Origin of the sequence: Puia sp. P3, assembly GCF_050632245.1 — a bacterium.
Classification (GTDB): Bacteria; Bacteroidota; Bacteroidia; order Chitinophagales; family Chitinophagaceae; genus Puia.
The window spans coordinates 2,139,810-2,158,387 of the sequence record NZ_CP192583.1 but is presented as its reverse complement, the minus strand read 5'-3'; the positions used below and the strand labels follow the sequence as shown (position 1 = coordinate 2,158,387).

Sequence of the window (18,578 nt, the reverse complement as noted above, 5' to 3'; positions counted from 1 at the left end):
TGCAACATGAAAAAGCCTTAGAAATCAGCATAGTAGTTAAAATAGGTTCGGTTAAGCTAAGTTAGGGTAGCCAAACCGCTACGGATCAAAAGGTTTCAGGTTTGAATCCTGACAGGGTCACAAACAGCCCCGCACGATAGTGCGGGGCTGTTTTATTTGGTAGCGGTGCGAACTTGTTCGCATAAGCGGACAGATGAAACAGCCCCATCCCGCGATAGCGGGATGAGGGGCCTTAGGTAAGGCCTTCAGAGGGGTATCGGGATCAGCGGAGCCAATCCCGCCCCGGTCAGAAAAAAACATCGATAATCTCCCGATTACAAATCCTTTTTCATTTGTATATTCTTTCTTTTTGCCACTTTTCTTTGCCTATTCCCCGGGATATTGACACGTTACTTTTACTCTTTCCCAAACACTTGTTCTCCCAAATAGAGATATCCCAATATACCCTCTGATATTTAGTTTATTGTCCTTTAGTTTCAAGGTGCAGCTGTATGTTTTGCCGCTATAGGGATCATAAATCTGACCACCATCCCAAACCTCATCATGGTAGACAAAATCGTAAAGCATGATCAGATCCTTGAGGTTACGTGTCCTTAACTTTTCATCTTTGTTTTTTACGTCTTTCCGGGAAGAAGTTCCGTCCGGTTCGTACATCGTTTTGCCCCAGATCAGCTTACCGTAATACTTTCCGTTTGCCTTATATACATCGATTTTACCCGTCTTATCTTCACTGAGCCATATACCTAATATCTTATCAGCTTCCGGTGTTTGTGCAAAAGCTTTTGCTGCTGAAAAAAGGCACAGCAACAATATCATCCTTAGTTTTTTCATTTTATGACTATTTAACTTTTATTACAACTTTTCCTTTTGTGCGGCCAGATTCCACATAAGCCATCGCTGCATTAGTTTGTTCAAATGGAAATACTTTGTCAATTACCGGTTTTATAATATCTGCCTCAATGAGCTGGGAGATTTTCCCTAGTTGACTTCCTTCTGCCCTCATAAATAAGAATAGGAACCTGGCATCTAGTTTTTTTGCCTTTTTCTTCGCGCCGAAACTCAAAAGCTTTGTTACTAATTTTAAATACCAGGGTAACCCAATGTTTTCTGCAAACTCCGGAGTAGGGGGCCCAACTAATGAGATCAATTGTCCGCCGGGTTTTAGGATGCGGAGTGATTTTTCAAGGATTTTTGTGTCACGATTACTATGTATGACCAAATCATAATTGCTAAGTTTGGTTTCAAAATCTTCGACTTTGTAATCAATAACAAGGTCTGCACCAAGCTTTTTAACCCAATCAATATTAGCATCGCTTGTAGTTGTGGCGACATAAGCCCCGAAATGCTTTGCCAACTGAATGGCGAATGTACCTACACCACCCGAACCTGCCTGAATGAAAACTTTTTGGCCTTTTTTTACATTTCCTATTTCAACAAGTGCTTGCCAGGCGGTTAAGCCAACCAATGGTATGGAGCCTGCCTCTTCCATGGTAAGATTTTTTGGCTTTAATGCCAAATCAGCTTCATTGACAGAAATGTATTCAGCGAAAGTGCCTATTCTGTAATTACCTACTCTTGAATACACTTCGTCCCCCAATTTTGAATTTGCCGACTTTCGAACCAACTTTCGTTATAATACCTGCCAGATCATGTCCATTAATAAATGGTGGCTTGTAAGGTAAAAACAGTTTGAAAATCCCCATTTCTAATGAGTGAGTCCAACAAATTGACACCTGCTGAATGTATTTGTACCAGTAACTCATTTTCCTTTACATTCGGCTCCGGTAATTCAGTTAGATGTAATTTTTCTTTCTTTCCGTAGCGTTTCACTATGAATGCACGCATTGATTTTATTTTTAATTCATTTATGCTTTAGTCCTTATGTTATTTCTATTTTGAAGCGTTAATTGATTTCAGAATGGATCTCTCGAAAACCTTATAGGCGAAATGTTGAAGCAGCAGCACAAATGACGATCCTTTTCCCACAGGATAACTAAACTTCGGGTTGGGCTCCTTTACTGTTCGCAATAAAGTAGCGATAACTGGCGCAGGCTCGGGTGCATTGTCAAATGACTTTTTGGTATATGCGGTGACCTTTTGGCGGAACAGATCATAGTCTGGGATGGTTCCTGCTGCAATAGTCGCACTTTCGCCGATATTGGTTTTGAAACTGATCGGCTCAACCATCGCCACCTTGATATTAAACTGGTTCAATTCAAACCGAAGCGACTTAAAATAGCCCTCGAGTGCATGTTTGGAAGCGGTATAATAGGCTACATTTGGAAGTCCCACTAAGCCCAGCAGCGAGCCGATAGTGATTATTTTGCCATGTTTTTGCCTCCTGAAGTAGGGCAGCAACTCGTTAGTTATTTTTATCGTTCCCCAAAAGTTGGTTTCAAACTGCTGCTTGCCTAGCTCAATAGAGGTTTCCTCGGCAAGTCCGTTTACTAAATAACCTGCGTTGTTGATCAGCACATCTAACTGTTTGATCTGACTAAACAGCTGCTTGCCAAACGATGCTATGGAATGGTCATCATTCAGATCCAATGGCAATAACTTAAATGGTAATTTAGCCATGTACTTTTCCGGATTCCGGCTTGTGCCGATCACCTGGTAGCCATTTTCGTGGAGCTTGCTGGCGACAAGCAGTCCGATGCCGGATGAGGCACCTGTGACTAAAACTGTTTGTTTCATTTTATTGTTTGATTATTGATTTCCCCATTTGGGATTTTGTTAGATATAAAAAAGACTTTTTAGTATATTTTATATTAAAAAAAATTACAGCGCGTAGCTTTCCAATTCCGCTTTCAGGCTCCTGAGCAAACCGGCCATCGGTTTTGCCGTGTTCATCGATCTGCACAAAACAACAGCACCTTCAACAGCAGCCACCGCTTTGAACGCAAAGACGGCCGGATCAAGCTTGTCAGAAAATTCACCGTCTGCAATGCCTTGATTTAAAATACTAACAAACAATTCCTGTCCATGTCGAATAATACCCGCTACCTTTTCTTTGATGGCCGGAAAACTATCATCAGATTCCACAGCAACATTAAATACAGGACATCCGCCTTTAAGGTAAGTATTCAAGGGGTCCTTATAAAAATCGAGATAAGCAAATACCTTAGCCTTTGCTGTTTTACCCTTGCTGATGGTCGATAACATCTTTTTGCCGTTGTTATCCAGCATGAAATCAACAACCTGAAGGGCCAGATCTTCTTTACCTTCAAAATGACCATAAAGGCATCCCTTGGTCAGCTTTGCGGCAGCAAGTACGTCGTCTATATTAGCGCCGGATATCCCCTTCTGATTAAAAATAGGAGCTGCAGTTTCCAGGATGAATTGTTTTGTTCTTTCTGCTTTAGTACGCATGATCATTAAGTTTTCTGCTACAAAAATATACTAAAAGGTCTAATTAAAAAACTTCTTAGTATATTTTAGTTCTTTATGATATATGAGATAATAATGCTCCACTTGAAGGCAAGGTGAAGCGACAAAGGGCAATTGTTAAACAATCCGTATTCCGATATTAACTAAAAATCAAGCACTTACCTCTGAGATCAACCGCAAATCAGTCAAGAAATGGTTTGAAAAGTGTCCAATCCGGGTCACAAAAACCCTCGGCATAAATGCCGAGGGTTTTTGCATTCCAGAAGCGGGGCGAACTTGTTCATCCTGGCGGATGGATGCGAACCCACCGCTTTCAGGACAGTGGCATTGAATAGGCGTATATCGATTACCTTTATAAGAGTCGAACAATCAACCATGCCCAATACTCCGGAACATATTCCTCAACTTGTAGGCGAGATTTATCGTACCAGGTCGCGCCTGGTGTTTGCCACCTTGATACGTTTGCTTAAAGACTTTGATCTTGCCGAAGACGCCATGCACGATGCTTTTAAGGCTGCACTTGAACAATGGGGTGAAAAGGGCATTCCTTCGAATCCGCTAGCGTGGCTTGTTTCCGCCGGCCGGTTTAAAGCAATCGATCGCATCCGGCGCGAATCAAAATTCGACTCGTTGGAGCAGCAGCAGATCTTGCAAACGGAAGCTGCGCCCCCGATGTTTCCAGGCTAATTGACAATGCGATAGAAGACGATATGCTCCGGCTGGTCTTCACCTGCTGTCATCCCGCATTGTCGCTTGATGCACGCACGGCCATGACCATGCGTGAGGTTTGCGATCTGACCACCGAAGCGATCGCAAGCGCATTTCTTGTTACACCCTCTACTATGGCCCAACGAATAGTCCGCGCCAAGGCGAAAATTCGTGAGGCAAAAATACCGTTTGAAGTGCCGATGGAACATGAATTGCCAGACCGGCTCGGAGCCGTACTTCAGGTGATCTACCTGGTATTCAACGAGGGCTATTATGCTTCATCCGGCGAGTCAGTAACCCGTGCTGACCTTTCAGGCGAAGTTATCCGGCTTGGGCGTCTGCTGCACGTTTTGCTGCCAGATCCTGAGGTTACAGGACTGCTTGGCCTCATGCTGCTGCACGAGTCCCGCCGACCGGCCCGCACTTCATCAAAAGGAAATATCATTCTTTTGGAAGATCAGGATCGATCGCGTTGGGATCGCGATATGATTAAGGAGGGGTTGACGCTGGTAGAACGGGCATTTTCATCCAAACCGCCAGGCCCCTACACACTACAGGCAGCCATCGCGGCCCTACACGCTGAGGCCGTACGTCCCGAAGCTACGGACTGGGCTCAGATTACCTGGCTATATAGCCGGCTGCTGAGCATAAATCCCTCTCCAATTATTGAATTAAACCGCGCCATCGCGATTGCCATGCACAAGGGGCCTGAGGCTGGTCTGCAGCAGATAGATGCGATCCTGGAGCGTGGGGACCTGGACGACTATCATTTGGCCCACTCCGCGCGGGCGGAGCTTTGCCGGAAATTGGGCCGTACAAGCCAGGCAAGGACATCATGGGAACGCGCCCTCGCCCTGGCACAACAAGCCCCGGAACGGCAGTTTATCCAACGAAAGCTCAGCGAATTGGGATCGTAATTCCTGAAGGTGTAAAAAATTTCAACCTGGTTGTCGATTTTGTCCATGGCCATTCGACTACCTAATGAAATCAAGCATTACATCACAAAAAACAATTATGGATCATGACTGAAAAAAAGACGAAGGTCCGGGTGGCTAGTTTCTCGATCTCATTTGACGGCTACGGGGCGGCCGCGGATCAAAGCCTTGACAATCCGATGGGCATTGATGGTAAAGCCGTTCATGAATGGGTATTTTCCACCCGCTGGTGGAGTCAGCTTGTTGGACAGGAGGGCGGCACGGAAGGGATCGACAACGATTTTCTGAAGCGTGGATCAGAAAATCTCGGTGCCTGGATTATTGGCAGGAATATGTTCGGGCCTGTTAGGGGCCCCTGGCCGGATATGAACTGGAAGGGTTGGTGGGGAAACAATCCTCCTTATCACGTTCCGGTCTATGTGCTAACACATTACGCAAGACCTCCTTTGGAGATGGAGGGGGAACGACCTTTTACTTTATTACCGAAGGCATTCATCATGCGCTTGCCAGGGCCCGGGAAGCTGCCAATGGAAAGGATATCCGAATTGGAGGCGGAGCGAGCATCATACAACAGTACCTCCGCGAAGGATTGATCGATGAGCTACATATTGCCATCACACCGACGATATTAGGTGGAGGTGAAAGGCTGTTCGATAACGTGGACTTGCGTAAATTGGGTTACGAATGTGTCCGATTCGAGGCATCGGAGAAGGTTACACATGTCATTCTTCAACACAATAAATAATCACTATGAAATACATTTGTCTTGGATACATGAATGAAGAAGCTTGGGAAACACTTTCCGAAAGCGAACGGCAAACCTTTATGGATGAGTGTTTTGGTTACGATGATGAGCTTCGGCAGAATGGTCACTATGCGGGCGGAGAGGGTTTGCAGGAAGCCCGAAATGCTGCCACATTAAGATGGCGCGGCGGCAAGGTTTCCGTAACCGACGGTCCTTTCGCCGAGTCCAAAGAGCAAATCGGCGGGATCATGATAGTTGAAGCTACCGATCTGAATCATGCCATCCGCCTGCTGTCCAAGCATCCGTCTCTCCGGCTGGGGCGCGGCGGCAATAGTTGGGAAATCCGTCCGGCATTGGACCTGACGAGCTTTATCGAAGACAGCAAACGGCGAAAATCAGGCACTTAATTCAGCGATCCATCTCAAATCCACCATAAAGTGGTTTGAAAAACGCCCTATTTGGTTGACAAAGGCTCATCAACATCCAATCCCTTTAAATATGCGGCAAACTGCACTCCGATATTCTTGGGGTCAAATTTCTCCTCCCTGTAAAAGCCAGTTAGATTTTTCACGGGTTTCAACCCGACACCCGCAGCATCATACCCGCCGGAAACAGCAAGATACTGGCTAGACAGTCCGTCGCTCTCAAAATCAGCCCTGTATAAATACCAGGTATAGACCGTACCATGATAAGCGGCCGTTTTCTTCGAAAGGAAAACCAGCTTATCAAATGTTTCGTCGTCATCTTCATCATCGTTAGCGTTATAAACGGCAGATTCCGCAAAAAAAGACTGCGTCATATACGCTTTCGGGAACAGGACAGTTTTCTTCTCCTCTTTGAGGCCGTCGTATAAAGGGGTTCGGGTTTCCCGATCTGAAGCAAGCCGGTTCAGGACCGTTATGGGAATATCTGTCTGTCCTCCTTTCACAAGTTGCAAGACTACCTCCTTCAAAAGGTATTTATTTTTGACGGTCAGAAAGTTTTTTAGTAGGGCATGAGAAGAAGGCGTATTGAAATGACGAATCAGCCGCAACAGAGAATATATATTGTAATCTCCGTATCCATCATTCACCTTCAAAGCAGGGAGCAGGGCGGCAGCGGATTTGAGGAATGCTGGTTCATACATGCTGAGGGAATCTTTCGACAGGTATCCGCTATCAAGCAGCGATAAGGCTATAGACGCGATTGTGGGGGCCTGCAGTGTATCGACGATCCATGCCTGAAACGCAGGAAATAAGGCCGCTGTAAAGGGCATGCTGTCCTTCACAGCGGTCGTAAACTGGTATCCCAGTTTTTCGCTGATCGGCCCCTGCCGAAGCAGCTCGGCAAGTGCAGCATAGCTATCGGCAACATGCCGGCGGGCAAGGATCGATAAAGCGCAGTTCCGCAGCTTCTGCTTTTCGTTAATAAGAGACGAATACGATTGCCGGATATAGGCAACAGTGGAGGGATCATTCAGTTCTGCGAGTTCCCGTGCCAGCCTGTCGTTGATGATCGTCGCCTGCGACGTATCATAAGGAGATCGATATGATTTGAATACGGCCTCTCTCAGCAACGAAGCATCCGCTTTTACAAATTTAGCGGAAAACAGGGCTATATATGCATCACGGCGGGTAGAGGAGTCGGCGCTGCCAAGATCATGTATCAGCAGGGAAGCCTTAGACTCGGTTACGGTACTCGGGGCAGAAATGCCCTGCATCCGGAATTCATCAAAAAACCGGTTGGCCTCCGGGCTGGTCAACGTGCTTTTATTCGCTGCAGCAAATATTTTGTATATTTTGTTGCCGGACAGGAGCAGTCTCGTCCTGGAGCAGGCGGCGTTGTTCTTTTTGTTCCTGACAATATATTCCTTTCCAACCATATCCCCGTTGACGACATCCTTTATATCAAGTAGCCGGTCCGCGGCCGTATCCCTGCCGATAGTTGCCTTCCAAAAGAGGCTGTCGGAAGCATACCAGCTATATTTTCCAAGCGTATCGGGAATGACCATGTATGAAGTAGCTGTCGTAGTATCATAGGAAACCCACTGCATCTTATTCCCCGATTTATAGAAATGTTCCTGGATGGAGGAGGGCAGATAAGCGCTGAAAGTGTGGTCGGGTGATTCATATTTCTGCCAGTTCACGGAAGGATGCGGAATAAAATGAAAGGAGCCGATCACAGCCTGCATGGCGGGAGAAAAGACCGATGCCGAATCACCAATCGCCATCAGAAGGACGTTCCGGCCGTCCTTTACGACAGAAACAGCATTGCCATATATATTTCTCTGCTGTATATTCCTGCCGGTTAATTTGACGATTTTCAGATTATCGAGGGTTGAACTATCTACGTGCAGATCCCTGTACTGTTTTTTCATCGCCTTGTAGAAATTTTCGTGGATGAGGTTTTCGTCAGGAATATGAAATCCAGGTTTTACCTCCTTTGAAAATAACATGATATAGGCTCCTGTCGAAATATCGGCTCCCACGAAGCAGCTAATCTTCCACGAATCGTCGGCCTGCAGTTTGCTGATTTTGTCGTTGTAAGTGAGTTGCGTGGGTGTCGTGAAACTGATGCCCATGACAGAGTCTACGAAGTTGCCGCTGATTGACGCTGTCTGCTCTTTAGCGCGGTTAATGACAAATGAATCGAAGAACTTGTCGGCGTCAGCCGATCGGAGGTTTTCTTTTTTAAATGCTGACAAAACGGCCATATAGATCATTTTGTCGTCTGCGAACATCTGAACGCGGACATTTCCCTGCGCCGACGTATGAATATATTCCCGACCCGAAACGCCATTTTGCTGAAGGCTTCTGACAGGCTTAACCATATCACTCTGAAACATCCTGCCGACGGTTAAACCAAACAGACTGTCGGTATTGGCCAGATGCAAAGAATTCATGACGGCCATCGTACCATAACCCGTCATACTGAACAGGTCCATGAGAAATTTCATCTCTATGAGCCCGTATAACCTGACCGTCGCGGGATTCGCTGGCATTTCCGCCTTATAGTATTCCCCGGCATCGGACACCGGCACCCAGGGCAGGTGTATTTCCTGAAAAGTATAATCTTTCGCATCGATCTTGTTCTTCGAGAAAACCGGTTCAACGACAAAGCCGCGCCTGCGCAGCAGGTCGATCACGCCACTGTCGCCAGGCAGATGAGCCGCCCCGATGGCAAGGAACATCGTCCGAACGGAAGCAAGGCTGTCGATGCGCCGGGCCATCTTGATATTCCGGCGGATCAACATTTTATCTTTCTCCTCGGCTGAAGTCTGTAACTCGGTCATATTCTCGATCGCCCCAAGGTCCTGGCTTGAATAGGCCGCGATCATTTTCTCCAGATAGACGTGGGCGGCAGATCCTCTGGTCGCGCTGTCACTCGCCAGCAGGTAGTTGATATCCGACTGGTCAACAAGGTCCGAGATCATTCCAGTCTGGTCCGTAAGGTCCTCGATACCCCCACCCATTTTCCCTGGCGCCGGGCGATGTTATACAGATAGGCATCCATAAACGTAGGCATTTCGCCTTTTTCCATATATTCTGCCATCCATTTATTCTTCTCCCTGACAACATCGGAGGCACTGATCTCTTCCGCCGGCTTATTGAATTTTTTGGACAGCGCTTTACGATTCCTGTTAAAATATTGCCGATCAACGACATCCTGGAGCTTTTTTCTGTTCTCCAGCTGGTCGAATAGCTTGTTTACAAAATAGGCGGCCATTTCATCAGGGTTGACCTCGATGGCCATGCCTTCTGCGTTTTCAATCGCCCGGTAGACCGAGTCATCAAAACGAAAAAGGCGTTTGTCGGTAAGATGCATCAGTACCATACAGAAAGGAAGGTTTTGTGAGCCCCTTTCCTGAGATTCGCCACAGCAAAGAATGTGGAGAAGAAGGAGGGTTTTGTGAAACACGGGAATAAAGCGTTTCTGCGCTAAGTGCCAGAGTTAAGAACAGGAGTACGTTTCTAAAAATCGGTTGTAGGGGTGAGTTCATAAAGGTATTAAAGCATAAATATAATGGATTTGGATGGGAGATATGAGCGCTCTAACAACCCCATGGCCGCCTGCACGGTTTTGGTCAAAATTGACACGGTTATTGGGAAAATTGACACGCCTTTATTTCCAATCCTTATTCGGCTGAGGACCCATCGTAAAAACGAGCCGTTTACCCGCGAGCAACGCGGCATGGGATAAAAAAGGATGTTCGATCGGTTTACCATCCAAACTGACCTTTTGAATATATTTATTGGCGTCGGAAAGGTTTTGGGCGAGGATGGTCAATGTTTTGGGCTGACCGCCCGCGGTATAGGTCAGCGTTAGTTGGGGGAATTGAGGCGCGCCGATGGCATAGATGCCCGAAGCGGGGGTCACCGGATAGAAGCCCATGACACTGAACAGATACCAGGCTGCCATCTGACCGCAGTCCTCATTGCCGTTGATGCCCAGTGGCTGGTTGCGATAGTTGATGGAGGTGTGCTTTCTGGCCAGCTCCTGCGTTTTCCACGGCTGGCCGCTGTAGTCATACAAATAGATGTAGTGATGCCCCGGCTCGTTGTCGTGATGATAGTGGTTGTCGCGAAAATTCTCGTCCAATTTTGCCGAAAACTTTTCGGGGCCACCCATTAGCCGGATCATTCCGGGTATATCCTGCATGGCGCCGAAAAGATAAGTCCATTGGTCCCCCTCCGTAAACCCATCCTGCCGTCCTAATTTGTCTTTGGGGTTAATTTGCACAAACCGGCCATCCGCCTTTCTGGGAATAAAAAAGCCCGCACCCGAATCATATAAGTTGCGATAATTATAACTCCAGTTCAGGATCCGCCGATAGTCGGCGGTTTTACCCAATGCCTTTGCCATCTGCGCGACGGCATAGTCATCCGAAGCATATTCGATCGTCCGGCTAACGGATTCGGCCGTTCTGCCAAAAGGCACATAGCCGATGCTGTTAAAGGCGGTGAGCCCGGCCCTTGCCTCATATCCGGTCCACTTGTCCCGGTCCGCATAAGGCAGCGAAACATCATCGACGGGTGGCACCATCGCGTCTTTTAAAAGGGCGGCATATGCCGTACTCACGTCATATCCCCGAACTCCCTTTATATACGCATCCGCGATCACCGCATCGGCATGCGTACTGATCATGATATTCGTCTCGGCAGGATTGGGCCACATCGGCAACCGGCCTCCTCCTTATACATCTGGATCAGCGCGGTAATCATGCCCTCCACCCTATCGGGCTGGGTAAATAATAACAAAGGGTGCAGTGCGCGATAGGTATCCCAAAGAGAAAAGTCGGTATAGGAAACCCCGCTATGAATTTTGTCGTCGAATGCGCTGTAATATTTTCCGTATTCGGAAAATTCCCGGGGAACTGCATCGTATGAAATAGCGCAGTATAAAAAATGGACTTCGTATCATCCGAGACTCCTTCCACTTTCAAACGGCTTAAATTCTCCTGCCAGATATTCCTGGTAGACGTCACCAGCTGCTGAAAGTCCCAGCCCGGCAATTCCTTTTCCATATTGATCCGGGCCTGCTCAATGCTGATAAAAGAGGTGGCGATCCGGACCTTTACTGTTTCCCCTTCATGCGTGGCAAAGTCAATATAGGCACCCGCCCTCGTCCCGTATCCTTCCGAAGTCGAAGGGGTCACCGTCCCTTTATCCCAGACGCCAAAAGAATTGAATTTCTTGTCGAACTGGAGGATAAAATACCCCTTAAAATTAGGCAGGTCCGGCCCCAGCCGAGCGGACACCCGGTCAGGATTGTAACCGGTGATCTCCCCTCTTTCCTGATCGATCTTTATATATCCCTTTAACTTACCGATCCTTTCTGTATAGTCGTTGGATTCGTCTGAAAGTTCGGGATTCAGATTGATCCCCTGTATGACCAGATGCGCCGCCTGGCTGGCAGGAAAGGTAAATTGAAAGATCGCCGCCCGCGATGCCGCGCTGATCTCCGCCTTTATTTTCTGACTGGCGCCCGCATCCATCAAAACGGAATAATAGTAGGGTTTGGTCACTTCATCGGCATGACTGAAAGGCAATGCCCGCTGTTTGGGCATTACTTTGAGCTCTCCTATCTGAGGCATGACAGAGACATAGCCATAGTCTCCCATCCATACAGTTGGCTGATGAGAGGCCAGAAATCCCATGATCCGCTGGTCCTCGTAGACATAGGAGGTCCGCCCCATCTTGCTTTCTCCCGTTTGTGCCAGAAAATTCGTCATGGCATAAGGGCGTCCTACCGCGGGTATCGTCCCCCCGCCTTCCAAACCCGGCGCAAAACCGGCAAAGGGTGTTCCAATGATCGTGTTGACAAAATCTACTTCCTGTTTGCCCGTAGCGGACTGGGCAAAACAGGCATAAAATGAAAGGAGAACGAGGGATAAGAGGGCGGCAAGTCTTTTCATGATGCCGCTAAGATAAATATCTTCTGCTTTTTGCACGAACTTTTCGAATCCGTCCGATTGGGAAAAAATGGGCTCCGCAGGGAAAACACGGACGAAGGATAAATTTCAACTTTCTAGTTTCACGTTCAAACAACCTAAGCTAGCACTATGAGAAATTTCTTATCCTGCCTGCTGTTCCTTTTTATTCTGGAACAGCTTCCGGCACAGACCGGCACAGGAAAAAACACCGCCAAACCATCCACGACAGACACGATCAGAATGCAGGACCTCGAAGGAGTCGTCATCGTAGGTTCGAGGGCGGGCGTGAGATCAAAGCTTTCCACTACAGTTCCCGTCGATGTGATCAGCACAAAGGAGATCAAGCCCTTTGCCCAGACGGATGTATCGCAGATGCTCACCTACACTATTCCCTCCTTTCAGTCTGCCCGCCAGACCATATCAGACGGAACAGACCATATCGATCCTGCCGGTCTGCGCGGTCTGGGCCCCGATCAAACGCTCATACTGCTGAATGGCCGCCGCCTGCATTCCGCTGCTCTGGTAAATATCAATGGCACGGTTGGCAGAGGATCCGTGGGCACCGACCTGAACACCATTCCAGCCGCGGCGATCGAGCGTATCGAAGTTTTGCGCGACGGAGCGGCCGCACAGTATGGATCGGATGCTATCGCCGGGGTCATCAATGTAGTATTGAAAAAGAACTACAATGGTTTTACCGTGTCGAGCCTGCTCGGACAGAATATAACCACCCTGCCTTATAAAGGCGGGATACATATGTATGATGGCGTCAACCAGCAAATAGACTTCAGCGGCGGCTTCGCCAAAGACAATGGAACATACCTGAATATCAGCGGTCAGTTCTCGCGGAGGTATAATACCAATCGCAGCGGCGATGACAATATCCCCTGGTCTACGCAGGCAACAACGGCGCTTTTCCCACCAATCCGTATGCGTCGGCCGTTTCCGATGCAGACTACAGAAGATACCTGATGGACCTGGATGCGGATATCGTCAGAAAACAAGGATACAGCCGCCATAACATCGTCGCCGGCAACTCCTACGAACAAAATCTCTCCACATACGTCAACGCCGGCACCCGCCTGAGCAGTAACATCGACTTTTACCTCACGGCGGGCATCAACAAACGCGATGGGGTAGCCAGCGGATTCAGCAGGAATCCCAACGCTATTAGCCAGGAACCGGTGCTTGCGAGTGGCGAACGTTTTTACTACAATGGTTTTTTGCCACAAATAGCTCCCAGGATCGTCGATTGGAATCTCCTGACGGGTTTTTCCATCCGGGCGGGCGGCTGGAAGGTCGATTTCAGCAATATGGCCGGTCGCAATAGCGTCCGTTATGAAGTGCAGAATTCCGGTAATGCATCCCTATCGGCAAGCGACCAGGTCCAAACCAGGTTCTATGCCGGCGAGCTGTCCTTTTTACAAAATACGGTAAACCTGGATATCAGCCGCCGGTACGACTATCATACCGGGGCATCCCTGAACGTAGCATTTGGAGGAGAGCTCCGTCATGAAGCGTTTCAGATATCGTCGGGCGAGGCCAATTCCTACATCAACGGTAACAGGATCGCTACAGTAGACTCGATCCCTCCCTATCCCGGAACTACCAGATGGACCAGCTTCGGCACGGTGGCGGCGGCCTCGGGATCGCAGGTCTTTCCGGGCTTCAAGGACGTCGATGCGGTTAAAGCTACCCGAAATATATACGCTGCGTATGGCGATCTGGAGTTTTCTCTCGGCAAATTGCTGATAGACGGCGCCGGACGCTTTGAGGATTATGCCGAACAGGGCTTCAGCTATCACAACCTCAGCGGGAAGCTCAGCACCCGTTATGAATTGTCGTCCCGGTTCTCCCTAAGGGCTTCGGTGAGCAATGGGTTCCGGGCCCCGTCGCTGCATCAGCGTTACTTTCAGAATACGTCGACACAGTTCGTCGGAGGCCAACCCCAGAACTCCCTTACCGCCAATAATCAAAACTCCATCGTACGAAACGCTTTTGGCATCAGGGAGCTGAAACCCGAGACGGCTGTCAGTTATAGTCTGGGTTTCGTCGGAAAGATCAGTACTGGCCTTACGGTGACGGTAGACGCCTATTTCATCTCCATCAGAGACAGGATCGTGCTGTCCACTGCCTTTAACAGAAGTAATCCGCTGGTGGATACCATTTTGAAGGCAAATCACGTCGACCCTTCCACTTCGTCCCTTCAATTCTGGACTAACGCCATCAATACGGAAACCAGGGGCATCGACGCGGTGATCACGGAAAAGTTTCGGCTGGGCAAGGGCAATGCTACCCTTCTGCTGGCAGCAAATTTTAATAAAAATTCCGTAGTTGGCCGGCTGCATACCAATTCCGTCATCGACGATCCAAAGTATAACCCGAGCCTCAACAATAAGGCCGCCAATCCTTCCAACGATCTTGCCGCTACTTTATTCGACCGCCAGCAGAAAGGACGTATCGAAACAGGTCAGCCGCAGAATAAAATCAATCTAACCGCATCCTACAATCTGAGCCGGTGGGATTTCCTCGTGCGTGCCGTCCGGTTCGGCAAGGTGCAGTTCCTCAACAATATCGACCCGGGCCTGATAAACCCTTCCAACGGCGCATTTTTTAATGATATCGGGACCGGCACGGACCAGGTGTTCAGTGCGAAAGTCACAACCGATATTGTTGTATCCTATAAGGCCGGCGCTGGCGTGATCTTATCCATAGGCGGGAACAACCTATTCGACGTCTATCCGGACAGGGTATTCGTTGATCCCCGCAACTCCCTCTCAGCGGTACACGACAATCCTATCGCAGGGGCAAATAAGGCGCCTGGGGGATATAATTCAGCCCGGGATGCGTCCAACAGGGGCCGTTTACTATTTGGCGCCAACCAGTTCGGGTTCAACGGCCGGTTCCTGTTCACCCGCATCGTTCTCGATATCGGCCGGTTGGAAGGGAAATCAACTGTAGAGCGATAGACGGGCTACCCCGCCGACTGACCCCGGCTCTGGTATTGCTGGCGGGCCTTGTTCTTCATCTCTTCCATCATCTGCTCATACTTTTTGTACTGGTCGCTTGTGAGGACGGACTTCATCTCTTTGCTTTTGTCTTTTTGGGAGGACTTTAGCGATCTGAATTTGGCAAATCGGGCTCCGGTGCCCTGGAAGATAGCCTCGTTCTTCTGTGCATGCCTGAGATTGATGGCCTGCACTTTCGGGTATTGTTCTTCCGTGAGAGAAAGTTCTGTTTTCATTCTCTCCGTAAGTTGGTTGGCCCGGCCCTCCGCCGTGCGCGTACTGTCGGCGGATTGTGCGCGCGCGGCGACGGTTCCCACAAGAAGAAAAGCGGCCAGAAATACGGTTGCAAATCTTATTTTCATTTTTTACATTTTTGCAAATTTGACCGTCGGCGGGCGATGGGATCGCAAGGACCCCGTCGAAACGGGCAAAAACTCAGGTAAAACGGGCAGAACCTATCGTCCCTTCTCCACCCAGTTCAAAAAATCACTGGCCTTCGCCTTACTAATGACCAGCGTCTCCGGCGTATCGATCGACAGCTTCACCACCAATTTTCTCGCAAAGAATTTTTCGATGGTCCGGACGGCTTCCCGGTTGATCAGGAACTGGCGGTTCGCCCGGTAGAAGAGATGGGGATCGGCGGCCGCCTCTATTTCGTCGATGCCCTGGCCGATATGATAGGAGGTGCCGCCCATCAGCCGGATGGTGACGATACCGCGCGTGTAGTAGAAGAAGGCGATATCGGTATAGGCGACGGGGACGATCTTGTCCTTGAGATGAACGAGGATCGTCTTTTTATATGGTGCCGACAACTGGCCGATCAGCCTGTTGATGTCGGCGACGGGCGCCCCGCTATTGCGCTGCAGTAATTCGAGCTTAGCCAACGAGCGCCCGAGCCTCGCCATGTCCACCGGCTTGAGGAGATAGTCGATGCCGTTGGTCTCGAAGGCCTGTATGGCGTATTCGTCATAGGCCGTGCAGAAGATGATGGGACAGTCGGTCTTAACTGTTTGAAATACGCGAAAGCTGACCGTGTCCGCCAGCTGGATATCGCTGAAAATGAGGTCGGGCGCCTTGTTCTCGGTCAGCCATTCGATAGCTTCTTCCGCTGAAGGGAGGATGTCTGCGATGATCCAGTCCGGCCGGAGGCTCAGGATCATGGATCGCAGTTCTATAGCGGCTTTTCTTTCGTCTTCGATGATGAGTACTTTCATGACAACAAGGGAATTTCGACTTTAAATCGGGATTCGCCGCGGCTGATGCAAAGATCTTTACCAGCCGTCAGCAGGTAGCGCTGCGACAGATTATTCAAACCCATACCGGAAGGGGTCTCCATCGTAGTACGCGGCCGGAGATCGTTCTCGACGACCAGCATTTCGTCCTGGTCATAGATAAACAGAGACAACGGCGTTCTGAAGGAAATGACATTGTGCTTGACCGCATTCTCTACCAGCAACTGAAGGGCGAACGGCAGAATCTTCCGGCCCAGGGCGCCGGGGCCAACCTGTATCCGGATCTTCAGCCCCTCTTCAAATCTTGTTTCGAGAATATAGATATAGCTGCGAATGAATGCCAGCTCCGCCTCTACGGTGGTCAGCTGTTGGTCCTGGTAGTGCAGGACATATCTATAGACTTCGCTCATCTTCAGTACATATTCTTTCACCGGCGCCTCATGGGAAAGGCTGGACAGCGTATTCAGTGAATTGAACAGGAAATGAGGGCTTATCTGTTGCCGAAGGGAAGCCAGCTGTGCCTGCAGATTGCCCTGTTTGAGGTATTCGTTCTCCAGACGGGACTGCTGGTACAGCACGAAAAGCCGGAAATAAAAGACGGCGATCCACGCGATCGCACTGATGATGAACGCCCGGAACAAGCGGATAAAAAGGCACCTGCCCGCGCCTCACCTCTACCCCGGAAAACCGGTTGAGCGGTATCACGTGCAGGCCCCACGTCAGAATAGCGATCACAGAGACGCAGCAGCAGATGCTCAGCAGCGGCGTCAGTCGATGCCGGAAGGTCAACAGAAAGAAGTGATGGGCCAGCCAGCAGAAGAAAAAGGCGCAGGTGAGGTAGATAAAATTGAACAGTGTGAGGAACAGTCTGTCCGTATCGAGACGGATAAGCCGCGGCAGCAACACCGCTATCGTCGCGATAGAAACGGAAAAGACCAGGCCGGCCCTGGTATTGTAGAGCTTCAGCATGGCGCAAAATTCACCTTTTTTCCGTCCGGGCCGGAAATTGCCGGTGAAACGGCCCAAAAATCGGATGAAGCGGGCAGCCCGCTTCCTTTGGGCTTTTGCCCGCCTCGCAGTGATTCCCAACATAGGGTCTAACGCCGGTGCGCATTTTTACAGAAAAAAGGCTATGACACGCTATCTCTTCCGTATCGCACTATTACTTTTATGTCCGATCGCATTCGCGAACTGCCAGAAGGGCGACCCTGGCAAAACCTTTCGTTTCAACGGACGGCTGTCCGTCGACGGCCTGTCCCGCACCTATTTACTGAATCTGCCTCCTAACTATTATGAGAGCTCCAACCTGCCGCTGGTAATCGCCCTGCACGGCTTTGGCGGAACATCCGCAGAGATGGAAAGGGACTATGGGATCACCGACAAGGGAAATGCCGAGGGATTCGTGGTCGCCTACCCCGACGGTGTCCCCAGTAACGGGCCGTTCAGACTAAGAAGCTGGAACGCCGGAAGGTGCTGCTTCGTCGCCGAAAGCGATAATATCGACGACGTACATTTTATTAGTTCACTCATCGACCAACTGGTCGCCAACTACAAGATCGATCCCAAGAAGGTCTATGTCGCCGGTATGTCCAATGGCGCCATGATGACCTACACGCTGGCCTGTGCTTTATCTGAAAAGATCGCCGCTATCACATCGGTGAGCGGTACGCTGATGGCTTCTTCTCCCTGCCAGCCGTCGCGGGCTGTTCCTATCCTCCATATCCATTCGGCGCTGGACACGAAGGTTCCGTTCAATGGCGGGTATGGAATGGACAATGTTTATTTTTCACCAGTGGATTCCGGGCTGAGCGTCTGGGCAATGAACGATAGCTGCGACACGCCGCCGTCTGTCACCGATGGTGCGGGCTACACGCTCACGGAGTGGAAGGACCTGCACGGTCGCGTTGCGATCGACAGCTATCTCACTTCCGACGGCGGACATTCCCTGGCCGGGAGGACAAAAGCCGAGGGACAAGGCCGATCCACCGTCTACGGCGCTAAACGCGACCGATCTCTTATGGGATTTTTTCCAGCGGTATACTTTACCGTGAAAAACCGGCGGGGCCATGCCCCGCTTTTTTATAAAAAGCTCTATAGATCTGCCATCCCGCGGTGATTAGCAGGGAAACGCCAACGATCCAGTTCAGCAGT

The 18,578-nt window shown here is 49.5% G+C and carries 17 protein-coding genes and 2 pseudogenes; 9 read left to right on the top strand and 10 right to left on the bottom strand.

Features of this window, described 5'->3' with window-relative positions; all coding sequences use genetic code 11:
- Window positions 1-366: 366 nt before the first annotated feature.
- From ACQ86N_RS12965 to ACQ86N_RS12945, 5 genes are all read right to left on the bottom strand, one after another.
- Window positions 367-831 (bottom strand): DUF2147 domain-containing protein, encoded by a 465-nt coding sequence (locus ACQ86N_RS12965; protein ID WP_431215514.1) that lies wholly within the window; start codon window positions 829-831, stop codon window positions 367-369.
- A 7-nt stretch (window positions 832-838) separates the two neighbouring features.
- Window positions 839-1,585, bottom strand: a complete 747-nt coding sequence (locus ACQ86N_RS12960) for an NADP-dependent oxidoreductase (RefSeq protein WP_431215513.1) — start codon at window positions 1,583-1,585, stop codon at window positions 839-841.
- The gene (locus ACQ86N_RS12955; protein ID WP_431217387.1) at window positions 1,566-1,703 is read right to left on the bottom strand and encodes an alcohol dehydrogenase catalytic domain-containing protein; all 138 of its coding nucleotides are present in this window, start codon (window positions 1,701-1,703) and stop codon (window positions 1,566-1,568) included. The genes ACQ86N_RS12960 and ACQ86N_RS12955 overlap by 20 nt, the downstream gene beginning before the upstream one ends.
- 187 nt (window positions 1,704-1,890) lie before the next feature.
- Window positions 1,891-2,694, bottom strand: a complete 804-nt coding sequence (locus tag ACQ86N_RS12950; protein WP_431215512.1) for an SDR family NAD(P)-dependent oxidoreductase — start codon at window positions 2,692-2,694, stop codon at window positions 1,891-1,893.
- Window positions 2,695-2,778: 84 nt separating this feature from the next.
- Window positions 2,779-3,369, bottom strand: coding sequence for a TetR/AcrR family transcriptional regulator (locus ACQ86N_RS12945; RefSeq protein WP_431215511.1), 591 nt, complete (start codon window positions 3,367-3,369; stop codon window positions 2,779-2,781).
- Between the two features lie 393 nt (window positions 3,370-3,762).
- Here ACQ86N_RS12945 and ACQ86N_RS12940 point away from each other — a divergent pair, with 393 nt between their 5' ends.
- The 5 genes from ACQ86N_RS12940 (at window position 3,763) to ACQ86N_RS12920 (ending at window position 6,182) form a co-directional block, all read left to right on the top strand.
- A complete protein-coding gene (locus ACQ86N_RS12940) occupies window positions 3,763-4,074 on the top strand; it encodes a sigma factor (RefSeq protein WP_431215510.1) in 312 nt (103 codons plus the stop codon).
- A gap of 23 nt (window positions 4,075-4,097) precedes the next feature.
- Window positions 4,098-5,012, top strand: a complete 915-nt coding sequence (locus ACQ86N_RS12935) for an RNA polymerase sigma factor (RefSeq protein WP_431215509.1) — start codon at window positions 4,098-4,100, stop codon at window positions 5,010-5,012.
- A 104-nt stretch (window positions 5,013-5,116) separates the two neighbouring features.
- A complete protein-coding gene (locus ACQ86N_RS12930) occupies window positions 5,117-5,623 on the top strand; it encodes a hypothetical protein (RefSeq protein ID WP_431218072.1) in 507 nt (168 codons plus the stop codon).
- Complete coding sequence (locus tag ACQ86N_RS12925) at window positions 5,509-5,775, top strand: dihydrofolate reductase family protein (RefSeq protein WP_431217386.1); 267 nt, start codon at window positions 5,509-5,511, stop codon at window positions 5,773-5,775. Before ACQ86N_RS12930 ends, ACQ86N_RS12925 begins: the two co-directional genes overlap by 115 nt.
- A 5-nt stretch (window positions 5,776-5,780) precedes the next feature.
- Window positions 5,781-6,182, top strand: a complete 402-nt coding sequence (locus ACQ86N_RS12920; protein ID WP_431215508.1) for a YciI family protein — start codon at window positions 5,781-5,783, stop codon at window positions 6,180-6,182.
- A 47-nt stretch (window positions 6,183-6,229) separates the two neighbouring features.
- Here the strand turns inward: ACQ86N_RS12920 and ACQ86N_RS12915 are convergent.
- Both ACQ86N_RS12915 and ACQ86N_RS12910 read right to left on the bottom strand, forming a co-directional pair.
- Window positions 6,230-9,579, bottom strand: a pseudogene (locus ACQ86N_RS12915) (TraB/GumN family protein).
- A 297-nt stretch (window positions 9,580-9,876) separates the two neighbouring features.
- A pseudogene (locus ACQ86N_RS12910) lies at window positions 9,877-12,169 on the bottom strand (GH92 family glycosyl hydrolase).
- Window positions 12,170-12,316: 147 nt separating this feature from the next.
- On the opposite strand from ACQ86N_RS12910, the gene ACQ86N_RS12905 reads away from it, so the two are divergent.
- On the top strand, window positions 12,317-13,159 hold the full coding sequence (locus ACQ86N_RS12905; RefSeq protein ID WP_431215507.1) for a TonB-dependent receptor plug domain-containing protein: 843 nt from the start codon (window positions 12,317-12,319) through the stop codon (window positions 13,157-13,159).
- Entirely contained in the window at window positions 13,159-15,156 is a 1,998-nt protein-coding gene (locus ACQ86N_RS12900) for a TonB-dependent receptor plug domain-containing protein (RefSeq protein ID WP_431215506.1), read from the top strand. Before ACQ86N_RS12905 ends, ACQ86N_RS12900 begins: the two co-directional genes overlap by 1 nt.
- A 5-nt stretch (window positions 15,157-15,161) precedes the next feature.
- Here ACQ86N_RS12900 and ACQ86N_RS12895 read toward each other — a convergent pair whose 3' ends face one another.
- From ACQ86N_RS12895 to ACQ86N_RS12885, 3 genes are all read right to left on the bottom strand, one after another.
- Window positions 15,162-15,557, bottom strand: a complete 396-nt coding sequence (locus tag ACQ86N_RS12895; RefSeq protein WP_431215505.1) for a hypothetical protein — start codon at window positions 15,555-15,557, stop codon at window positions 15,162-15,164.
- 93 nt (window positions 15,558-15,650) lie between these two features.
- Window positions 15,651-16,409: a LytR/AlgR family response regulator transcription factor gene (locus ACQ86N_RS12890; protein WP_431215504.1), complete on the bottom strand. Its 759-nt coding sequence runs from the start codon at window positions 16,407-16,409 to the stop codon at window positions 15,651-15,653.
- Window positions 16,406-17,068, bottom strand: a complete 663-nt coding sequence (locus ACQ86N_RS12885) for a sensor histidine kinase (RefSeq protein WP_431215503.1) — start codon at window positions 17,066-17,068, stop codon at window positions 16,406-16,408. The genes ACQ86N_RS12890 and ACQ86N_RS12885 overlap by 4 nt, the downstream gene beginning before the upstream one ends.
- On the opposite strand from ACQ86N_RS12885, the gene ACQ86N_RS12880 reads away from it, so the two are divergent.
- Both ACQ86N_RS12880 and ACQ86N_RS12875 read left to right on the top strand, forming a co-directional pair.
- On the top strand, window positions 17,049-17,528 hold the full coding sequence (locus tag ACQ86N_RS12880) for a hypothetical protein (RefSeq protein ID WP_431215502.1): 480 nt from the start codon (window positions 17,049-17,051) through the stop codon (window positions 17,526-17,528). The two genes, ACQ86N_RS12885 and ACQ86N_RS12880, sit on opposite strands and share 20 nt — an antisense overlap.
- A gap of 31 nt (window positions 17,529-17,559) precedes the next feature.
- Complete coding sequence (locus ACQ86N_RS12875; protein WP_431215501.1) at window positions 17,560-18,543, top strand: alpha/beta hydrolase family esterase; 984 nt, start codon at window positions 17,560-17,562, stop codon at window positions 18,541-18,543.
- Window positions 18,544-18,578: the final 35 nt, after the last annotated feature.

Coding starts and splice junctions, on each gene's coding strand:
- ACQ86N_RS12890 (WP_431215504.1), bottom strand. CDS start 16,409: ATGAAAGTACTCATCATCGAAGACGAAAGAAAAGCCGCTATAGAACTG.
- ACQ86N_RS12880 (WP_431215502.1), top strand. CDS start 17,049: ATGATGAACGCCCGGAACAAGCGGATAAAAAGGCACCTGCCCGCGCCT.
- ACQ86N_RS12955 (WP_431217387.1), bottom strand. CDS start 1,703: ATGGGGATTTTCAAACTGTTTTTACCTTACAAGCCACCATTTATTAAT.
- ACQ86N_RS12965 (WP_431215514.1), bottom strand. CDS start 831: ATGAAAAAACTAAGGATGATATTGTTGCTGTGCCTTTTTTCAGCAGCA.
- ACQ86N_RS12930 (WP_431218072.1), top strand. CDS start 5,117: ATGACTGAAAAAAAGACGAAGGTCCGGGTGGCTAGTTTCTCGATCTCA.
- ACQ86N_RS12900 (WP_431215506.1), top strand. CDS start 13,159: ATGGACCTGGATGCGGATATCGTCAGAAAACAAGGATACAGCCGCCAT.
- ACQ86N_RS12935 (WP_431215509.1), top strand. CDS start 4,098: ATGCTCCGGCTGGTCTTCACCTGCTGTCATCCCGCATTGTCGCTTGAT.
- ACQ86N_RS12940 (WP_431215510.1), top strand. CDS start 3,763: ATGCCCAATACTCCGGAACATATTCCTCAACTTGTAGGCGAGATTTAT.
- ACQ86N_RS12905 (WP_431215507.1), top strand. CDS start 12,317: ATGAGAAATTTCTTATCCTGCCTGCTGTTCCTTTTTATTCTGGAACAG.
- ACQ86N_RS12920 (WP_431215508.1), top strand. CDS start 5,781: ATGAAATACATTTGTCTTGGATACATGAATGAAGAAGCTTGGGAAACA.
- ACQ86N_RS12875 (WP_431215501.1), top strand. CDS start 17,560: ATGACACGCTATCTCTTCCGTATCGCACTATTACTTTTATGTCCGATC.
- ACQ86N_RS12950 (WP_431215512.1), bottom strand. CDS start 2,694: ATGAAACAAACAGTTTTAGTCACAGGTGCCTCATCCGGCATCGGACTG.
- ACQ86N_RS12945 (WP_431215511.1), bottom strand. CDS start 3,369: ATGCGTACTAAAGCAGAAAGAACAAAACAATTCATCCTGGAAACTGCA.
- ACQ86N_RS12895 (WP_431215505.1), bottom strand. CDS start 15,557: ATGAAAATAAGATTTGCAACCGTATTTCTGGCCGCTTTTCTTCTTGTG.